Below are 17,161 nucleotides of genomic sequence, written 5' to 3' on the forward strand. Positions count from 1 at the left end.
TAACCCCGTATCGTAAGGTGCGGGGTTTTTGCTTTTGTGGATTTTTATGTTTGTTTCTCAAGTTGGAAAACAACGACCTTTGTTAATTGCATTTTAAATGGAAATAGTATAAATTTTGCTTGTAAAAATGAAATGGAATAGAATTCTACTGCTTTTAGAATTTGGAATAATGGCGAGCTAGGTAATTCTCTCATAAAAAGTAACATTTATCCGCTTCAAGGACGTTCACCATGAGCCATCAAAAACAAGAAAGACTAGATCTAATTGATAAATTTAAGAGACTTGAACCTTTTTATCAGCAATATATGAAAGAGGATAGTGCATTTAGAAATTATCAAAATAATCTCGCAAACAGAGAACATAATCGCCAAATTATTAATAATTTACAGCAATATATTGAGAATGAAAATTTAGAACAAAAAGCCAAATTAGTTAAAAGTATTCGTGGAAATGGCTGGAAACGCTCTAAATATGTATTATTTAGATCTATTGTATTGTTTTTTATATTTTATAGTTTTTGGGGATTTTTGGGGTATGAACTGTTGAGTTTTTTACCACAGGATTTTGTTTATACCGAAACAATAAACTATAGAAATGAAAATTATACTTCGAGTACTTTATATCTGAAAGAATCTGTATCTTTTTATGGCTTTATTATTTGGGTATTTTTATCTATGTTATTGTCTATATATCTACCTATCTCTTATTATAATAGACATAACCTTGGCAAAGGTACATATTCGAATAAAAATATAAAAGGTTTTATTATATTGTTTATATTGTTAAGTGTAGTTATATCATTAGCCTATATTTACAAGTACAATTTCTCATTAGATACGCTGCTGTATTATCCGCTGGCTTATCTACAGTGGATGATATTGAATCCATATTTAATCGCTGCAGTTGTAGTGCAGGTTATTTATCTAAGTTATTTAGCTAAAAAAGTAGAGTCAAATTCTTATTATTCAAATAAACCGTATGATGGTTCTTTAGGTAGTTCTATAGAACAAGACTATCATTCTTCAATTAACAGACTTCAAGAAGCAAAAAAATGGTTTAATATCTACGATGATTATTGTAAAAAATATGAAGAGAGAAATGGAACTTCAATTTATGAAAACATATTGAACCATCCTATGTATAAAGAAATAAAGGATTCAATTCCTGAGTATTATTTACATCATAGTGCTTATGGAGATACTATTAAAGTTTCATCATCGTGGTTATCTGAGATCCTTTTTATATTACAGACTGGAAGAGCAGATACATTAAAAGAGGCGATCAATGTAAAAATAAGTGATGATAATAGAGATGAAATGCTAGGTAAGATTAAAGCGGCTGAAAGTGCTGCTAGTAGTGCTCAACGTCGAGCTATTCAAGCTGAATTAGATGCTGCTCGTGCAAGAAATGAGGCCCGTAATGCTCAAAATGCGGCGGATGCTGCTAATAGAAGAGCAAGTGATGCTGAGTGGAAAGCAAATCAATCCTATTACAGACAATAATAAACCTTACTCCAATGCTCGATATTTTCTTATTATCGAGCATTATTTATAATTAACGCCCATTATTTTATATACTTCAAATGAGAAACGAGTGAAAAAATTTATGTTTTAAAGTAGTTTTACCCCTTCAATCCTTCAATCTCTCTTACATTTTCTACCGCTTGATCAGCTTCAATGCGTTGCATAAAAGGTGAAAGTTGCGTTAAATGGTTGAAATCAATCCCTACTACACGACACCAATTCAGCATAATGTAAAGATACGCATCCGCAACCGAAATTGCTTCGCCAAAATAGATATGGCTTTCTAAATGCTCATTAGCAACCGCAAGTTGATCTAAAATCTGCTCTACTGCTTGTTGGCGAATGGTTTTGGTTAATTCCTCATTATCTTTTGCATAACTTGGTAAACGAAATAATGGTACGAATGATTTATGAATATCTGAATTGAAAAACGCTAACCAGCGAGCGGCTTTGGCTTTATCGCGGACGGTTTTACTACCAAACAGTTTTGCATTTGGATAAAGCTCATCCAAATAGTGCAAAATTGCCTGATTTTGTGAAAGCACTAAATCGCCATCGACCAATACTGGCACAGCCCCCCTCGGATTTAATGCTAAAAATTCAGGCGATTTAATTAATTCACGTGTTACCGCTTCAAATTCATAATCTGCATTTTCACGTGCTTTTAACCATTCTAATGCTACGTGCGGTACAAACGAGCATGCACCTGGTAAACCATATAATTTCATAAACACTCCTTCTGTTTACTCTAATAAATTGTCCAAATTATACTGCTTTGTACAGAGAATGGCTAATCTGATAAAATAGCTCTATTCTATCATTTCAATTACGCAAACTATGACCGTAACTCAAGACCTCTCTAACCACACGCCGATGATGGTGCAATATCTGCAGCTTAAAGCCCAAAATCCTGATATTTTACTCTTCTATCGAATGGGCGACTTTTATGAGCTTTTTTATGATGATGCGAAGAAAGCTGCAGCATTATTGGATATTTCACTGACCAAGCGTGGGCAATCAGCGGGCGAACCGATCCCTATGGCTGGTGTGCCGTATAATGCGGTAGAAGGTTATTTGGCAAAATTGGTCGCATTGGGGGAGAGCGTGGCAATTTGCGAACAGATTGGCGATCCCGCAGCATCGAAAGGTCCTGTGGAACGTAAAGTAGTTCGTATCGTCACACCAGGTACGGTGAGCGATGAGGCGTTACTGCCTGAGCGACAAGACAACCTCGTTGCGGCAATTTATGAGCACAAAGGCACTTTTGCGATTGCCACGCTCGATATGGCATCGGGGCGTTTTTTGATTAGTGAATTGCCAAGCCAAGAGGCGTTAAGTGCGGAATTGCAACGCTTGCAGCCTGCAGAAATTTTGTATGCGGAAGATTTTGCCTACGCAGGTATTCTCAATAATTACAAAGGCTTACGCCGTCGTCCAGTGTGGGAGTTTGAACTGACTACGGCAATTCAGTTGCTCAATCGTCAATTTGGGACGCAAAGTTTAGCAGGTTTTGGTGTGGAAAAAGCCACCACAGCGCTGTGTGCCGCAGGTTGTTTATTGCATTACGCCCAAGAAACGCAACGCACCGCCTTGCCGCATATCAACAGTATTCATCTTTCGCAAAATAGCGAAACAGTCTTGCTTGATGCCGCAACCCGTCGCAACTTAGAACTCACTCAAAACCTTGCAGGCGGTACGGAAAATACCCTTGCTTCTGTCTTAGATAAATGCGTGACCCCAATGGGCAGCCGTTTGTTAAAACGCTGGATTCATCAACCAATTCGTGATGTAAAAAAGCTCAAAGAGCGGCAGGATATTATTGAAAGTTTGCAAAAAAGCGAGCAAATTGCACCGCTTCAACAGGCGTTACAAAACGTAGGCGATATGGAGCGAATTTTGGCACGTGTGGCGTTGCGTTCGGCACGTCCACGTGATTTCACACGCTTGCGTTCAGCCTTGCAACAAATCCCTGAAATTAAACAACTTTCGCAACAATTAGCTCCAAATTTAGATCATTTATTAGCACAATTAGCCGATTTTGATGAACTAGCTGACTTACTCAAGCGGTCGATTATTGATAATCCTCCGCAACTGATCCGTGACGGTGGCGTAATTGCTGAAGGCTATAGTGCAGAGTTAGACGAATGGCGTTCGCTTTCCGCTGGGGCAACACAATATTTGGAAGATTTGGAAATCCGCGAGCGGGAAGCAACGGGCATTGATACGCTGAAAATCGGCTTTAATGCGGTACACGGCTATTACATTCAAATCAGCCAAGGGCAAGCACATAAAGCGCCGATTCACTATGTGCGTCGCCAAACGCTTAAAAATGCCGAGCGTTATATTATCCCTGAGTTGAAGACCTACGAAGACAAAGTGTTGAAAGCGAAAGGAGCATCATTGGCGTTGGAGAAGCAACTTTATGATGAGTTGTTTGACTTGTTAATGCCTCGCTTGGGCGAATTGCAATTAGCCGCGATGGTGCTTGCTGAATTGGATGTGTTGGTAAACCTTGCCGAACGTGCGGAGAATCTTGGGTATGTCCGTCCAACCTTTAGACCGCAACGCATTATCAATATCAAAGAGGGTCGCCATCCTGTAGTGGAACGGGTGATTAAAGATCCGTTTATTGCTAATCCTGTTTATCTGAACGCTCAACGTCATTTGTTGGTGGTAACTGGTCCGAATATGGGGGGAAAAAGTACCTATATGCGTCAAATTGCGTTAATCTCGTTGATGGCATATATTGGCAGTTTTGTACCAGCAGAGAGTGCGGAAATTGGGGTGATTGACCGTATTTTCACCCGCATTGGGGCAAGTGATGATTTGGCTTCGGGACGTTCGACCTTTATGGTGGAGATGACCGAAATGGCGAACATTCTCCATCAAGCCACAGAAAACAGCCTGGTACTGATTGATGAAATTGGGCGTGGCACGTCCACCTACGACGGGCTTTCGCTAGCGTGGGCGTGTGCAGAATGGTTGGCGAAGAAAACCCAATCATTGACCCTGTTTGCGACCCATTATTTTGAGCTAACCAGCTTGCCGAATCAGCTTAAAGGTGTCGCGAACGTGCATTTAGATGCCCGTGAACATAATGACACCATTGCCTTTATGCACTGCGTGCAAGAGGGGGCAGCAAGCAAAAGTTACGGCTTGGCAGTCGCGGCATTGGCAGGTGTGCCTAAGCCTGTTATTGCCTTGGCAAAACAGCGTTTGGCACATTTGGAAATTCTTTCCGAACAACAAAAAGTAGGCGAAGAAAACCCGCAGGCGGATTTACTCTTTTCGCAAGATGTTGTTGAAAATCCACCGTTTGTCGCACGAGAAAGTGCCGTAGAATTGGCATTGAGTGAGATTGACCCAGATGAGCTTACGCCCCGTCGAGCATTAGACGAATTGTATAAATTGAAGAGGTTGTTAAAAGGAGAGTTTCTTCGTTAATCACTTAACACTACCCATCATTTTACTCGTAAGCGGTCGAATTATGTAAAAGTTTTGCAAAATTCGACCGCTGATTTTTTTATCCCTTTTTAATCTATGGTAGAATTCCAAACTTTTACAGAATAATAATGGAAAAACAATGGAACGAAACTTAGTCGAATTTTTAACTAAAACTTTAGATGATTTAAAAGCGCAAGATATTTTGGCAATTGATGTGAAGGGTAAATCAAGCATTACCGATGCGATGATTATTGCTACAGGAACCTCGGTGCGTCACGTGGCTTCAACTGCAGATCGTTTAGCTCAAGAGGCAAAACAAGCGGGCTTTGAAGTGTTTGGTGATGAAGGTAAAGCGGTTGCCGATTGGATTGTAGTGGATTTCGGTCAGGCAATTGTACATTTATTGCAAGCAGATGCGCGTGAAATGTATCAACTTGAGAAACTCTGGGCGTAAGCGATGAAAATTCAGCTAATTGCTGTGGGCACAAAAATGCCCGATTGGGTGAAAACGGGCTTTGAGGAATATCAGCGTCGTTTTCCGAAAGATATGCCGTTTGAGCTGATTGAAATTCCTGCGGGCAAGCGGGGCAAAAATGCCGACATTAAACGTATTTTAGAACAAGAAGGCAAGGCGATGTTGGCAGCCGCAGGCAAAGGGAAAGTGATTACGCTAGATATTCCTGGAAAACCGTGGACAACCGAGCAATTAGCCAGCCAATTAGAAAGCTGGAAAAACGATGGGCGTGATGTGTGCTTGTTGATTGGTGGGCCTGAAGGTTTGTCGCTAGAGTGTAAACAAGTCGCAGAACAGAGCTGGTCGCTTTCACCGCTGACCTTACCTCACCCTATGGTGCGTGTGATTGTGGCGGAAAGTCTGTATCGTGCGTGGTCTCTGACGACGAATCATCCGTATCATCGAGAGTAAATCTTGCTCCCTCCGTAAATGGAGGGAGGGAATATAACAAGCGGTTAAAATCTTAGGAAATTCTGCAACCTGAGCAAAATATGTTTGGAAAACTAGTAAAATTAATGTCGCCAAAACCGAATGAAAAGGTGCGAAATGGGCAAGCGGAGAGCAATTTGTTTATCCGCCGTGCGGTGATTGCGTTCATTGGTGTGTTGGCATTAACGGGCGTGTTGCTTGCGAACCTCTATCACCTGCAAATCAGCAGTTATGAGGACTACCAAACACGCTCGAACGGTAATCGTATTAAGTTGTTGCCTGTGCCACCGACGAGGGGGCTTATTTATGACCGAAATGGGAAGGTGCTTGCCGAAAATATTACCTATTTTGGGCTGTTTATTGTACCTGAAAAAACGCAGGATTTAGAACAGACGTTAGTTGAGCTCAAAAGTATAGTGGGATTAACGGATGATGATATTGAAAACTTCCATAAAGAGAAAAAACTTGCTTCGCGCTATACCCCGATTTTGCTTAAAGCGGATATGAATGAAGAGCAGATAGCACGTTTTGCGGTGAACCAATATCGCTTCCCAAGTTTAGATGTGCAGGCGTATTACAAACGGAATTATCCCTATGGTGAAACGCTGACCCATATTTTGGGATATGTCGCGAAAATTAACGAAAAAGATAAGAAAAAGCTACAAGAAGACGGAAAATTCGGTAATTATGCGGGTTCGCACGATATGGGGAAACTCGGCATTGAGAAATATTACGAAGACCAATTGCACGGGCAAACCGGTTTTGAAGAGGTAGAGATTAACAATCGCGGTAAGGTGATCCGCAAGCTGCGAGACCAAGAGGGCGTAGCGGGCAGTTCCTTACGTTTAACCATTGATATTGAGTTACAACAATACGTTCAAGATTTATTGAAAGGGCAGAAAGGCTCGGTGGTGGTGTTGGATGCTCGTGACAGCAGCGTATTAGCGATGGTGACCAGCCCAAGCTACGACAACAATTTATTCGTGGGCGGTATTTCGGGCAAAGATTACAAAGCTTTGTTAGAAGATCCTGCTCGCCCGCTTTATAGCCGTGCGACACAAGGAACTTACCCACCTGCTTCTACCGTTAAGCCGTTCTATGCGGTAATGGGCTTGGCAGAGGGCAAAATTACGCCAAATACGACAGTGTTTGACCCTGGTTTCTGGATTTTACCGGGCACAACTCAGCGTTATCGTGACTGGAAGAAATCAGGGCACGGTTCAACCAATGTGAATAAGGCGATTACTGAGTCTTCTGATACGTTCTTCTACCAGCTTGCTTACGATACAGGAATCGACAAAATGGCGGAGTGGATGACCAAATTCGGCTTTGGGCAGAAAACGGGCATTGATTTGTTTGAGGAGTCAGCAGGCGTTTATCCAACCCGCGACTGGAAGCGAGCTCGCTACAAAAAACTATGGGTACAAGGCGATACTATCCCTGTTGGGATTGGGCAAGGTTACTGGATTGCTACGCCATTACAAGTGGCGAAAGCTTTGGCTGTATTGGTCAATAATGGGCGAGTGAATACACCGCATTTAATGAAAGAGATTATTCATGCGAACTCGGTTGAGCTGTATAAAGATCCGCTGCTTTACGAAGATATTACGAGCGTGCCAGAGCGTTTTTGGAACGTGGCGAAACTGGGCATGTATAACGTCATTAATGCAGGTAATGGTACGGGTAAAAAGGCGGGAGGCTCGTTCTACCGTGCGGCAGGGAAATCGGGGACAGCACAAGTGTTCAACTTGAAAGGTGGAAAATATGATAAAAACGCCTTGAAGAAAGAGTTGCACGATCACGCGTGGTTTATTGCTTACGCACCTTATGATAATCCGAAAGTTGTGGTTGCGACCATTTTAGAAAACGCAGGCGGTGGCGGAGCGAATGCAGCACCTGTGGTGCGCCAAGTGATGGATTTTGCTTTAACGCATACACTGAAAAATGAGGGTAATTTGCAATCTTCACCACAAAATTCACCGATTGTGTCTCCTGTACCTGCGTCCTCTGTGCCAGAAACGACTAAGGAAAATGTGAATGAGTAACCGATTTAGAAAGGTCTTTTGGAAAGTTTTTTCGCTCGATTTATGGCTCTTGTTGGGGTTGTTTGCGATTACGGGCTATGGCTTGTTGGTGTTGTATAGTGCCAGTGGTGGTAGCGAAAAAATGTTCACTAACCGTGTAATGCAGGTGTCTTTAGGCTTGGGAGTGATGTTTGTGATGGCGATGATCCCGCCTCGCACCTATAAGCAAATTTCGCCCTATTTGTATGCGGTCACTATCGTTATGTTGGTAATGGTGGATGTGTTCGGGGAAACCAGTAAAGGGGCTCAGCGTTGGCTGAATTTGGGCTTTGTCCGCTTTCAGCCGTCGGAGATTGCAAAATTGGCTGTGCCGCTGATGGTGGCGACTTTCTTGAGTAATCGACCGCTTCCACCGAATTTCCGCGACACAGCTATTGCGTTGGCGATTATTGTTTTTCCAACCTTACTTGTGGCAGCACAACCTGATTTGGGAACCTCAATTTTGGTTTGTGCCGCAGGAATTTTTGTGCTTTTCTTGGCAGGATTAAGCTGGAAATTGATTTCTGCAGGTGTGGTCTTTTTGGCGGGATTTATTCCGATAATGTGGTTTTTTTTGATGCACGATTATCAAAAAACGCGGGTAATGACCTTGATTGACCCTGAGAAAGATCCACTTGGTGCGGGCTACCATATTATTCAATCGAAAATTGCGATTGGTTCGGGAGGCTTGCACGGCAAGGGCTGGATGGAAGGCACTCAATCACAGCTGGAATTTCTGCCAGAACCGCATACCGACTTTATTTTTGCGGTGTTAAGCGAAGAGCTTGGAATGATAGGGGTGCTGATTCTGCTCGGCATTTATCTCTTTATCATTGCACGTGGTTTAATGCTAGGGGCGAAGTCAGATAATGCGTTTGGGCGCATTCTTTCGGGCGGCACGGCATTACTCTTTTTTGTGTATGTTTTTGTAAATATTGGGATGGTGAGTGGCATTTTGCCCGTAGTTGGTGTACCCTTACCGCTGTTTAGCTATGGTGGAACGTCTTATGTGACGTTGATGGCGGCGTTTGGATTGATGATGTCAAGCTATGTACATCGTAAAAAAACACACAGCGACAACCCCTATAATAAGCTAAAATAGTAAGAAAAACAAAGGCTTGGCTTACGTTGCCTTGAAGCTCGGCTTTTGTTTTTTGAATAAATTTAATCAAACATTAAACTTTTGCTTTTTTGCGGTATCAAAAAGCATAGACAAGGTCAGTTATCGATTAGATTAACAGTCACTATTTTCTCTATCAGTGATAACTTGTTGAGAAAATGGGCAATACAAACATCGTTACAAGCGAAACGATATCAAAATGAGGAATACATACTTATGCGATTAAGTAAAATTGTAACCCTGTTGTTAGCTGGATTCTTCACATTCGGAACATTGAATTCTGTTGCAGCAACTAAACACGCAAAAACGGCGATTGTGTCAAAACAGACAAAGGCACAAACTCCAAAGAAGACGCTAAAAGACGCTTCGAAAGCGACAAAACAAGCGGTGAAATCCGCAAAGAAAAATGTAAAGAAAACCCTTTCTTTAGCAGACAAGCATAAAGATACGCCACGTTCTCATTATCAATCTGGTATGGCAAGTTATTATGCGGATGAATTTAACGGTCGTCGCACAGCAAATGGTGAGCGTTTTGATAATACAGCGATGACAGCTGCTCATCCGTCTTTACCTTTTGGCACATTGATTGAAGTGACCAATATGCGTAACGGTAAGAAAGTTGTTGTTCGTGTGAATGATCGTGGTCCTTATACTCACGCTCGAGTGTTAGATTTATCGAGAAATGCAGCACGCCAATTAGGTATGCATAACACCGGCACAGCCAAAGTGAAAGTGGCTGTGTTAGACAAAAACAAACGCCTAGAATTAGCAGAAAAGAGTTAATTTTACGTAATTTGTTTTAATTCATCATAAAAGGGGTTGTTGAGCATTCAACAAGCCCTTGATTAGTTTATAGAGATTTTCAACCCAACGTTATCGGACACTTTATATGAAAAAAAGATTATTAAAACTTGCCGGCCTTTCTGCCTTAATCCTTTCTTCAACCGCTTTGGCAGATGCCACTACGGATTTTGGCATTGCCGCACCGCAATTGAATGCGCAAACTTATATTTTAATGGATTACAACTCTGGTGCGGTATTAGCGAGTCTTAATCCCGATCAACGTCAATATCCTGCCTCATTAACGAAAATGATGACCGCTTATGTTGTGGGTGAAGCAATAAAACAAGGAAAAGTACACAATAGTGATGTTTACACCGTGAATGAAAATTCATGGGCACAAAAATTCCCAGGTTCATCACTGATGTTCTTAGACTTGAATAAACAGGTGACTGTGGGCGAGTTAATGAGAGGCTTAATCATCGTTTCAGGTAACGATGCGGCAGTGGCTTTAGCAGAGCATACTTCAGGATCGCAAGCTTCTTTCATTGATGAAATGAATAAGCATGCTCAACGTTTCGGCTTACAAAACACGCACTTTACCACCGTGCACGGTTTGGATGACCCAAACCAATACTCTTCAGCACGAGATATGGCGATTATCGGCACTCATGTGATCCGCGATCAGCCAGAGGAGTACAAAATTTATTCAGAAAAAGAGTTCCAATATAACGTGAAAAAACCACAGCCAAACCGTAACGGTTTATTGTGGGATAAAACCATGAACGTGGATGGAATGAAAACAGGGCATACCGATAAAGCTGGCTATAACTTGGTGGCGTCAGCGACCAATTCAAATATGCGTTTGATTTCTGTGGTAATGGGCGTGCCGACTTATAAAGGTCGTGAAGTGGAAAGCAAAAAATTACTTCAATGGGGTTTTGCGAACTTTGAAACGGTGAAATCTCTACCAGCAGGTAAGGCGGTAAAAGAAGAGAGCGTGTACTACGGTGACGTAAACAAGGTACAATTAGGTTCTGTGCAAGATAGTTTTATCACGATTCCAAAAGGCAAAGCGGGCGAGCTTAAAGCACGTTATGAATTAGACAATAAAGGCTTAGAAGCCCCACTTACGCAAGGTCAAGTCGTTGGCAAAGTGATTTACCAATTAGATGGCAAAGATATTGCTTCAACACCACTTCAAACCTTACAAGCCGTAGGCGAAGCGGGTATTTTTGGTCGTGCGTGGGACTGGGTCGTACTCACTGTGAAAAGCTTGTTTAACTAATCAGCTCTTGCAACAGAAAATTTAGACCTTATATAGGCACGCAACAAGCGGTAGGATTTTTGCAAAAGTTTGCTAAAATCTTACCGCTTCATATATTAAAGAGAGGAAAGAATATGACAAATAAAACTGTAAACTTACAAGATTTACCCCAAGCAAAATTAAAAGATTTACTCGAATTCCCATGTGATTTTACCTTCAAAGTGGTAGGCACACATCGCGATGGTTTAGTGGATGATGTAGTCGCTGTGACTCAAATTCACGTAAAAGGCGATTATACTCCTCGCGAACAACGTAGTAGCAAAGGCACTTATAATTCGGTTTCGATTGATATTGTGGCTGAACACATCGGTCAAGTGGAAACCCTTTATGAAGAACTTGCGAAAATTGAAGGCGTAAGAATGGTGCTTTAATAAATTTCTTTTATTGCGGAGAATAAATCTCGTGAGATTTCCCTCTTCCATAAGGGGAATTAATATTTTCATCTCAAAATCCCCACTATGAACACAAAACTGATTATTCGCCAATTGGGCGTGCAACCTTATGAAAAAATCTGGCATAAAATGCAGGATTTCACCGACAACCGCACCGAAGAAACTCAAGATGAAATCTGGCTAGTGCAACACCCCAGCGTTTTTACACAAGGTTCAGCAGGCAAGCCAGAACACCTCATTCATCAAACTAATATTCCAGTCGTGCAATCGGATCGAGGCGGGCAGATTACCTATCACGGAATTGGTCAGCAGGTGATGTATGTGCTGATCGACATCAAGCGCTTAAAAGCCCAGGGGCACGACGTTTCTGTACGTGATTTAGTTACCGCACTTGAACAATGTGTGGTGAAAACCTTGGCGGATTATGGTGTGGAAAGCTACCCAAAACCAGATGCACCAGGGGTTTATGTGGAGGGGCGAAAAATTTGCTCATTAGGACTTCGTATTCGTAAAGGTTGTTCGTTCCATGGGCTAGCACTTAATATCAATATGGATTTATCACCGTTTCACAACATTAACCCGTGCGGTTATGCAGGGCTTGAAATGTGCCAATTAAGCGAATTGAATAATCAGAGTAATTTAACCTGTGAGGATGTCTCCCCAAAATTGGTCGCCCACTTTGCCGCGATTTTAGGCTATAATGTGCAACAATTTATTAACAACGAGGAAAACGAATTCTAATGACAACGGCAACGAATACGCCAGCGAAACTCGCACCGTTCAAAATGGAACGAGGCGTGAAATATCGTGATGCAGCGAAAACCTCTGTTATCCAAGTTCGCAATATCGACCCAGATCAAGAGTTACTCAAAAAACCGAGCTGGATGAAAATTAAACTACCAGCAAGTTCGGCAAAAATCGACAGTATTAAAAACGGGATGCGTCGCCACGGCTTACACTCAGTGTGTGAAGAAGCTTCTTGCCCTAACTTGCACGAATGCTTCAACCACGGCACGGCAACCTTTATGATTATGGGGGCAATTTGTACCCGCCGCTGCCCGTTCTGTGATGTAGCACACGGCAAACCGCTTCCGCTTGACCCAGATGAACCGCGTAAAGTGGCAGAAACTGTGCAAGATATGAGGCTTAAATATGTGGTAATTACTTCGGTAGACCGAGACGACTTGCCAGACCGCGGTGCAGCCCACTTTGCGGCAACCGTGCGAGAAATCAAGGCGTTAAATCCAGAGTGTAAAGTGGAAATTCTCGTGCCAGACTTCCGTGGACGTGTCGAACAAGCGGTCGCAATTTTAAAACAAAATCCACCTGATGTGTTCAACCACAATTTGGAAAATGTGCCACGCTTATACCGTGAGGTTCGCCCTGGAGCGGATTATCATTGGTCGCTCGAATTGCTTAAAATCTTTAAAGAAGAGTTCCCAGATATTCCAACTAAATCGGGCTTAATGGTCGGTTTAGGCGAAACTAACGAAGAGATTTTGGAAGTGATGCGTGACTTACGTGCTCAAGGCGTAACGATGCTCACCGTTGGCCAGTATCTCCAACCAAGCCGCCACCATTTAAAAGTTGAACGCTACGTGCCGCCTGAAGAGTTTGATATGTTCCGTGCTGAAGCCGAAAAAATGGGCTTCGAACACGCAGCCTGCGGACCATTCGTGCGTTCATCTTACCACGCCGATCTGCAAGCGAAAGGTGAGATTGTTAAATAGATAGGTGTGTAAACCTTTCACCAGCGGTCGAGATTTGCAAAAGTTTTGCAGATTTCGACCGCTTTGTTTTTGGATATGACCAGCGGAAATTACCCCATTAAGCGGTCGAATTTATGCTAAAATTCGCAAAATTTTATTTACTAAGATTTACTCTCTCCCACAAGGGGTGAGGAAAAATAATCAGGAACCCCTATGTTAAAACAAGTCTCAGAAAGCCTACTTGCCCCAACTGGCGTGGAGCTTTCACACCTTTCTCAAGTATTAGATCACTTCTCTAGCCGTCAAATTGACTATGCGGATCTCTATTTCCAACTCAGTCAAGATGAAAGTTGGGCGTTGGAAGATTCCATCATCAAAGAAGGTGGCTTTTATATCGACCGCGGTTTTGGCGTGCGTGCTGTTTCAGGCAAGAAAACGGGCTTTGCCTATGCTGACCAAATCGGTTTGAGTCAGCTCAATCAATGTGCTGAAGCGGCACGTTCTATCAGCAACGAAAGCGGTCAATTATTGGTAAAAAATTTCAAAGAAACGACCGCTTGTCAGCGTTATGCAGCGATCAATCCGCTTGAAACTTTAAGCCGTGAGCAGAAAGTGGACTTACTGTATTTAGTTGATAAAGTGGCTCGAGCCGAAGATCCTCGAGTGGTGCAAGTGAATGCGAATGTATCGGCGATTTATGAAGAGATGTTAGTCGCTGCAACCGATGGCACGTTAGCAGCAGATATTCGCCCGCTGGTGCGTTTGTCGGTGTCGGTATTGGTAGAGGAAAATGGCAAGCGTGAACGCGGTTCATCAGGAATGGGCGGTCGCTACGGCTTAAATTTCTTCTTAGAACCCCACATCATTAACGGCGAAATGGTTGGCTACAACCGTGCTGAATACTTGGCGAAAGAAGCGGTGCGAATGGCGTTGGTGAACTTGGGTGCAATGCCTGCTCCTGCGGGAACAATGCCAATTGTACTAGGTGCTGGTTGGCCAGGCATTTTACTCCACGAAGCGGTTGGACACGGGCTGGAAGGCGATTTCAACCGTAAAGAATCCTCGTTGTTTACAGGCAAAATTGGTGAGTTAGTGACTTCACCGCTTTGTACTATTGTCGATGACGGTACAATCCAGAATGCCCGCGGTTCAATGACGGTTGATGATGAAGGCGTGCCTTCTCAACGTAATGTGTTGATCGAAAACGGCATCTTGAAAGGCTACTTGCAAGATAAGCTCAACGCCCGCTTAATGGGCGTGGCTCCAACAGGCAACGGCAGACGTGAATCTTATGCCCACTTGCCAATGCCACGAATGACGAATACTTACCTTACCGAAGGTAACCATGAATTTGACGAGATGATCGAATCGGTCGAATACGGTATCTACGCCCCGCATTTTAGCGGCGGACAAGTGGACATTACCTCGGGCAAATTTGTGTTCTCCACCGCAGAAGCCTACTTAATTGAGAAAGGTAAAATCACTAAACCTGTAACGGGTGCAACTTTAATCGGTAGCGGGATTGATGCAATGCAACAAGTTTCAATGGTCGGCAAAAAAATGGAAATCGACCCAGGCATCGGTACTTGCGGCAAAGAAGGGCAAAGCGTGCCAGTGGGTGTCGGACAACCAACGGTGAAATTGGATAAAATTACCGTGGGGGGAAGGGGGTAGAATGTTTGTATGCCTAGGGCTTTCGCCCTAGGTTATGCAACAAACACCTGCTGCACTAACACCATATAAAACAGCGTGCCGACTGAAATGGAAATAAACATATTCTTTTTCCAAAAATGCAATGCCAACACTAATGCTCCTGCGATAAAGTCGGGCAAGCCACGGTGTCCTGCGAAAATATCGATATTTTTGTAGCAGTAAATCACCAACATTCCAAACATTGCAGCGGGTAGCACTTTGCCAAGGTAGCGGATATATTCGGGAATCGGGCGGTTGGCGGGGAAGAGCCAAAACGGCACCAAGCGGGTGATTTGCACCGCTAAAACACAAAGCCCGATGGTAATGATGTGTTCGGTAACGGTCATTTGCTTTCCTCCAATTTAACGGTCTCAAGTTTTCTTGCCTGCTGTGGGCGGCGTAGGGTTAAAATTACCCAAATACCAATCAATGTTGGGATTAAGAAATGCTCTCTCCCGACCACAATTAGCGATATAAACGCAATGCCTAAGCCGAGTAACGAGCTTTCGTGCGATTTTTCTTTCAGCCAATTTTCCGCAAAAATGACCAAGAAAAGGGCAGTCATCGCAAATTCTACGCCTGCTAAATTCACAGGCAACATACCTCCGAAGAGGTTGCCCAGTGTTGCACCAATCACCCAATATAAATGCAAGTAGAAAGTCACGAAGAACATATACCAGCCTTTGTCGATGCCTGCAGGGATTTGTGCCATATAGTTGAGTGAGAAGGATTCATCGACCAGCCCGCTAATCAAATACCACCGTTTTTTGCCAAGGTGTGCACCGTATTTTTCCAGCATTGAAATGGCGTAGAAAATCTGGCGACCGCTTACCATCAAAGCAATTAGAAATACGCTTAACGGTGAAAAGGGTGCGACTAACGCACCTGCGGCGATAAATTCGACCGAGCCTGCGTAGATGAGGAGTGCCATCAGCATAGGATATAACACACCAAAGCCGATTGCTTTCATATAAACCCCGTAGGCGATACCTAAAAAGAGAAAACCTGCGATCATCGGTGCACTATAAGGCAATGCTGCTTTCGCGGCAGTTTTGATGCGTTCGCCACGAGAAAGTTCAAGAGTTGTAGATTGCATAAGATTTTTTGGAGTGAAAATGAAGTGAAATATGATACACGAAAATGGTTTTGGGGGTAATGTGTTCGTATCGTTTAGGCAGAAAGTCCATTATAATATTGCAAAATTATCCGAAATTCTTAACAAAGGAACACAAAATGGCGTGGGTACAAATTCGTTTAAATAGTACAGATAAACAGGCTGAGCAAATCAGCGATTTTTTAACGGAAATTGGGGCGGTGTCGGTCACTTTCATGGATAGCCAAGACACCCCAATTTTTGAACCGCTTCCAGGCGAAACACGCTTGTGGGGGAATACGGATGTAGTCGGTTTATTCGATGCGGAAACTGATATGAGCGTGATTGTCGAGGCGTTGACTATCAGCCGTTTGGTCGCACCAGATTTTGCACATAAAATCGAGCAAATTGAAGATAAAGATTGGGAGCGTGAATGGATGGATAACTTCCACCCAATGCAGTTCGGCAAACGCCTGTGGATCTGCCCAAGCTGGCGTGAAGTGCCAGATCCGAATGCGGTGAACGTGATGTTAGACCCAGGCTTGGCGTTCGGCACAGGTACGCACCCAACCACAGCACTCTGCTTGCAATGGCTAGATAGCTTAGATTTAACGGGTAAAACGGTGATTGATTTCGGCTGCGGTTCGGGTATTCTCGCCATTGCTGCACTGAAACTGGGGGCGAAACGTGCGATTGGTATCGACATCGACCCGCAAGCGATTTTGGCTTCGACCAATAATGCTGAAGCGAATGGTGTGGCGGATCGCCTAGAGTTGTTCTTAGCTAAAGATCAGCCAGCAGATTTACAAGCCGATGTGGTGGTAGCGAACATTTTAGCGGGGCCGCTGAAGGAGTTAGCACCGAATATCATTACACTTGTAAAACTGCAAGGAGATTTAGGTTTGTCAGGTATTTTAGCCACGCAAGCCGAATCGGTCTGCGAAGCGTATGCTCATGATTTTAACCTCGATCCTGTGGTGGAAAAAGAAGAGTGGTGCCGCATTACGGGTGTGAAGAAATAATAAAATTAGCGGTGAAATTTGCATTTTATTTTGCTAATTTCACCGCTTGCTGT

16 protein-coding genes are annotated in these 17,161 nt (G+C 43.2%); 13 read left to right on the plus strand and 3 right to left on the minus strand.

Annotation, left to right across the window (positions count from 1 at the left end; genetic code table 11):
• Positions 1-230 precede the first annotated feature (230 nt).
• Positions 231-1,502, plus strand: coding sequence for a hypothetical protein (locus B0184_RS03305; RefSeq protein ID WP_005708092.1), 1,272 nt, complete (start codon positions 231-233; stop codon positions 1,500-1,502).
• A gap of 119 nt (positions 1,503-1,621) precedes the next feature.
• Here the strand turns inward: B0184_RS03305 and B0184_RS03310 are convergent, their stop codons facing one another.
• On the minus strand, positions 1,622-2,251 hold the full coding sequence (locus tag B0184_RS03310) for a glutathione S-transferase family protein (RefSeq protein ID WP_005708117.1): 630 nt from the start codon (positions 2,249-2,251) through the stop codon (positions 1,622-1,624).
• A gap of 109 nt (positions 2,252-2,360) precedes the next feature.
• Here B0184_RS03310 and mutS point away from each other — a divergent pair, with 109 nt between their 5' ends.
• From mutS to tldD, 11 genes are all read left to right on the plus strand, one after another.
• Positions 2,361-4,967 carry a DNA mismatch repair protein MutS gene (mutS, locus tag B0184_RS03315; RefSeq protein WP_005708108.1) on the plus strand — a complete coding sequence of 869 codons (2,607 nt, stop codon included), beginning with the start codon at positions 2,361-2,363 and terminating at the stop codon, positions 4,965-4,967.
• 139 nt (positions 4,968-5,106) lie between these two features.
• On the plus strand, positions 5,107-5,421 hold the full coding sequence (gene rsfS / locus B0184_RS03320) for a ribosome silencing factor (protein WP_005708088.1): 315 nt from the start codon (positions 5,107-5,109) through the stop codon (positions 5,419-5,421).
• A gap of 3 nt (positions 5,422-5,424) precedes the next feature.
• Positions 5,425-5,892, plus strand: coding sequence for a 23S rRNA (pseudouridine(1915)-N(3))-methyltransferase RlmH (rlmH, locus tag B0184_RS03325; protein WP_005708096.1), 468 nt, complete (start codon positions 5,425-5,427; stop codon positions 5,890-5,892).
• Positions 5,893-5,972: 80 nt separating this feature from the next.
• Entirely contained in the window at positions 5,973-7,955 is a 1,983-nt protein-coding gene (gene mrdA, locus B0184_RS03330; RefSeq protein ID WP_005708107.1) for a penicillin-binding protein 2, read from the plus strand.
• Positions 7,948-9,075 (plus strand): rod shape-determining protein RodA, encoded by a 1,128-nt coding sequence (rodA, locus tag B0184_RS03335; RefSeq protein ID WP_005708095.1) that lies wholly within the window; start codon positions 7,948-7,950, stop codon positions 9,073-9,075. Before mrdA ends, rodA begins: the two co-directional genes overlap by 8 nt.
• 234 nt (positions 9,076-9,309) lie before the next feature.
• A complete protein-coding gene (locus tag B0184_RS03340; protein WP_005708089.1) occupies positions 9,310-9,876 on the plus strand; it encodes a septal ring lytic transglycosylase RlpA family protein in 567 nt (188 codons plus the stop codon).
• Positions 9,877-9,982: 106 nt separating this feature from the next.
• On the plus strand, positions 9,983-11,161 hold the full coding sequence (locus B0184_RS03345; protein WP_005708111.1) for a D-alanyl-D-alanine carboxypeptidase family protein: 1,179 nt from the start codon (positions 9,983-9,985) through the stop codon (positions 11,159-11,161).
• 113 nt (positions 11,162-11,274) lie between these two features.
• Entirely contained in the window at positions 11,275-11,571 is a 297-nt protein-coding gene (gene ybeD / locus B0184_RS03350; protein ID WP_005708074.1) for a DUF493 family protein YbeD, read from the plus strand.
• Between the two features lie 87 nt (positions 11,572-11,658).
• A complete protein-coding gene (gene lipB / locus B0184_RS03355; RefSeq protein WP_005708106.1) occupies positions 11,659-12,333 on the plus strand; it encodes a lipoyl(octanoyl) transferase LipB in 675 nt (224 codons plus the stop codon).
• Positions 12,333-13,322 (plus strand): lipoyl synthase, encoded by a 990-nt coding sequence (gene lipA / locus B0184_RS03360; RefSeq protein WP_005708121.1) that lies wholly within the window; start codon positions 12,333-12,335, stop codon positions 13,320-13,322. The genes lipB and lipA overlap by 1 nt, the downstream gene beginning before the upstream one ends.
• Before the next feature lie 192 nt (positions 13,323-13,514).
• Positions 13,515-14,975: a metalloprotease TldD gene (gene tldD, locus B0184_RS03365; RefSeq protein ID WP_005708104.1), complete on the plus strand. Its 1,461-nt coding sequence runs from the start codon at positions 13,515-13,517 to the stop codon at positions 14,973-14,975.
• A 32-nt stretch (positions 14,976-15,007) separates the two neighbouring features.
• Here the strand turns inward: tldD and B0184_RS03370 are convergent, their stop codons facing one another.
• Both B0184_RS03370 and azlC read right to left on the minus strand, forming a co-directional pair.
• Entirely contained in the window at positions 15,008-15,340 is a 333-nt protein-coding gene (locus B0184_RS03370) for a branched-chain amino acid transporter permease (protein ID WP_005708098.1), read from the minus strand.
• A complete protein-coding gene (gene azlC, locus B0184_RS03375) occupies positions 15,337-16,089 on the minus strand; it encodes an azaleucine resistance protein AzlC (RefSeq protein WP_005708083.1) in 753 nt (250 codons plus the stop codon). The genes B0184_RS03370 and azlC overlap by 4 nt, the downstream gene beginning before the upstream one ends.
• A gap of 137 nt (positions 16,090-16,226) precedes the next feature.
• On the opposite strand from azlC, the gene prmA reads away from it, so the two are divergent.
• A complete protein-coding gene (gene prmA, locus B0184_RS03380) occupies positions 16,227-17,108 on the plus strand; it encodes a 50S ribosomal protein L11 methyltransferase (protein ID WP_005708102.1) in 882 nt (293 codons plus the stop codon).
• Positions 17,109-17,161: the final 53 nt, after the last annotated feature.

The organism is Haemophilus paraphrohaemolyticus, assembly GCF_002015045.1.
Lineage (GTDB): Bacteria > Pseudomonadota > Gammaproteobacteria > Enterobacterales > Pasteurellaceae > Haemophilus_A > Haemophilus_A paraphrohaemolyticus.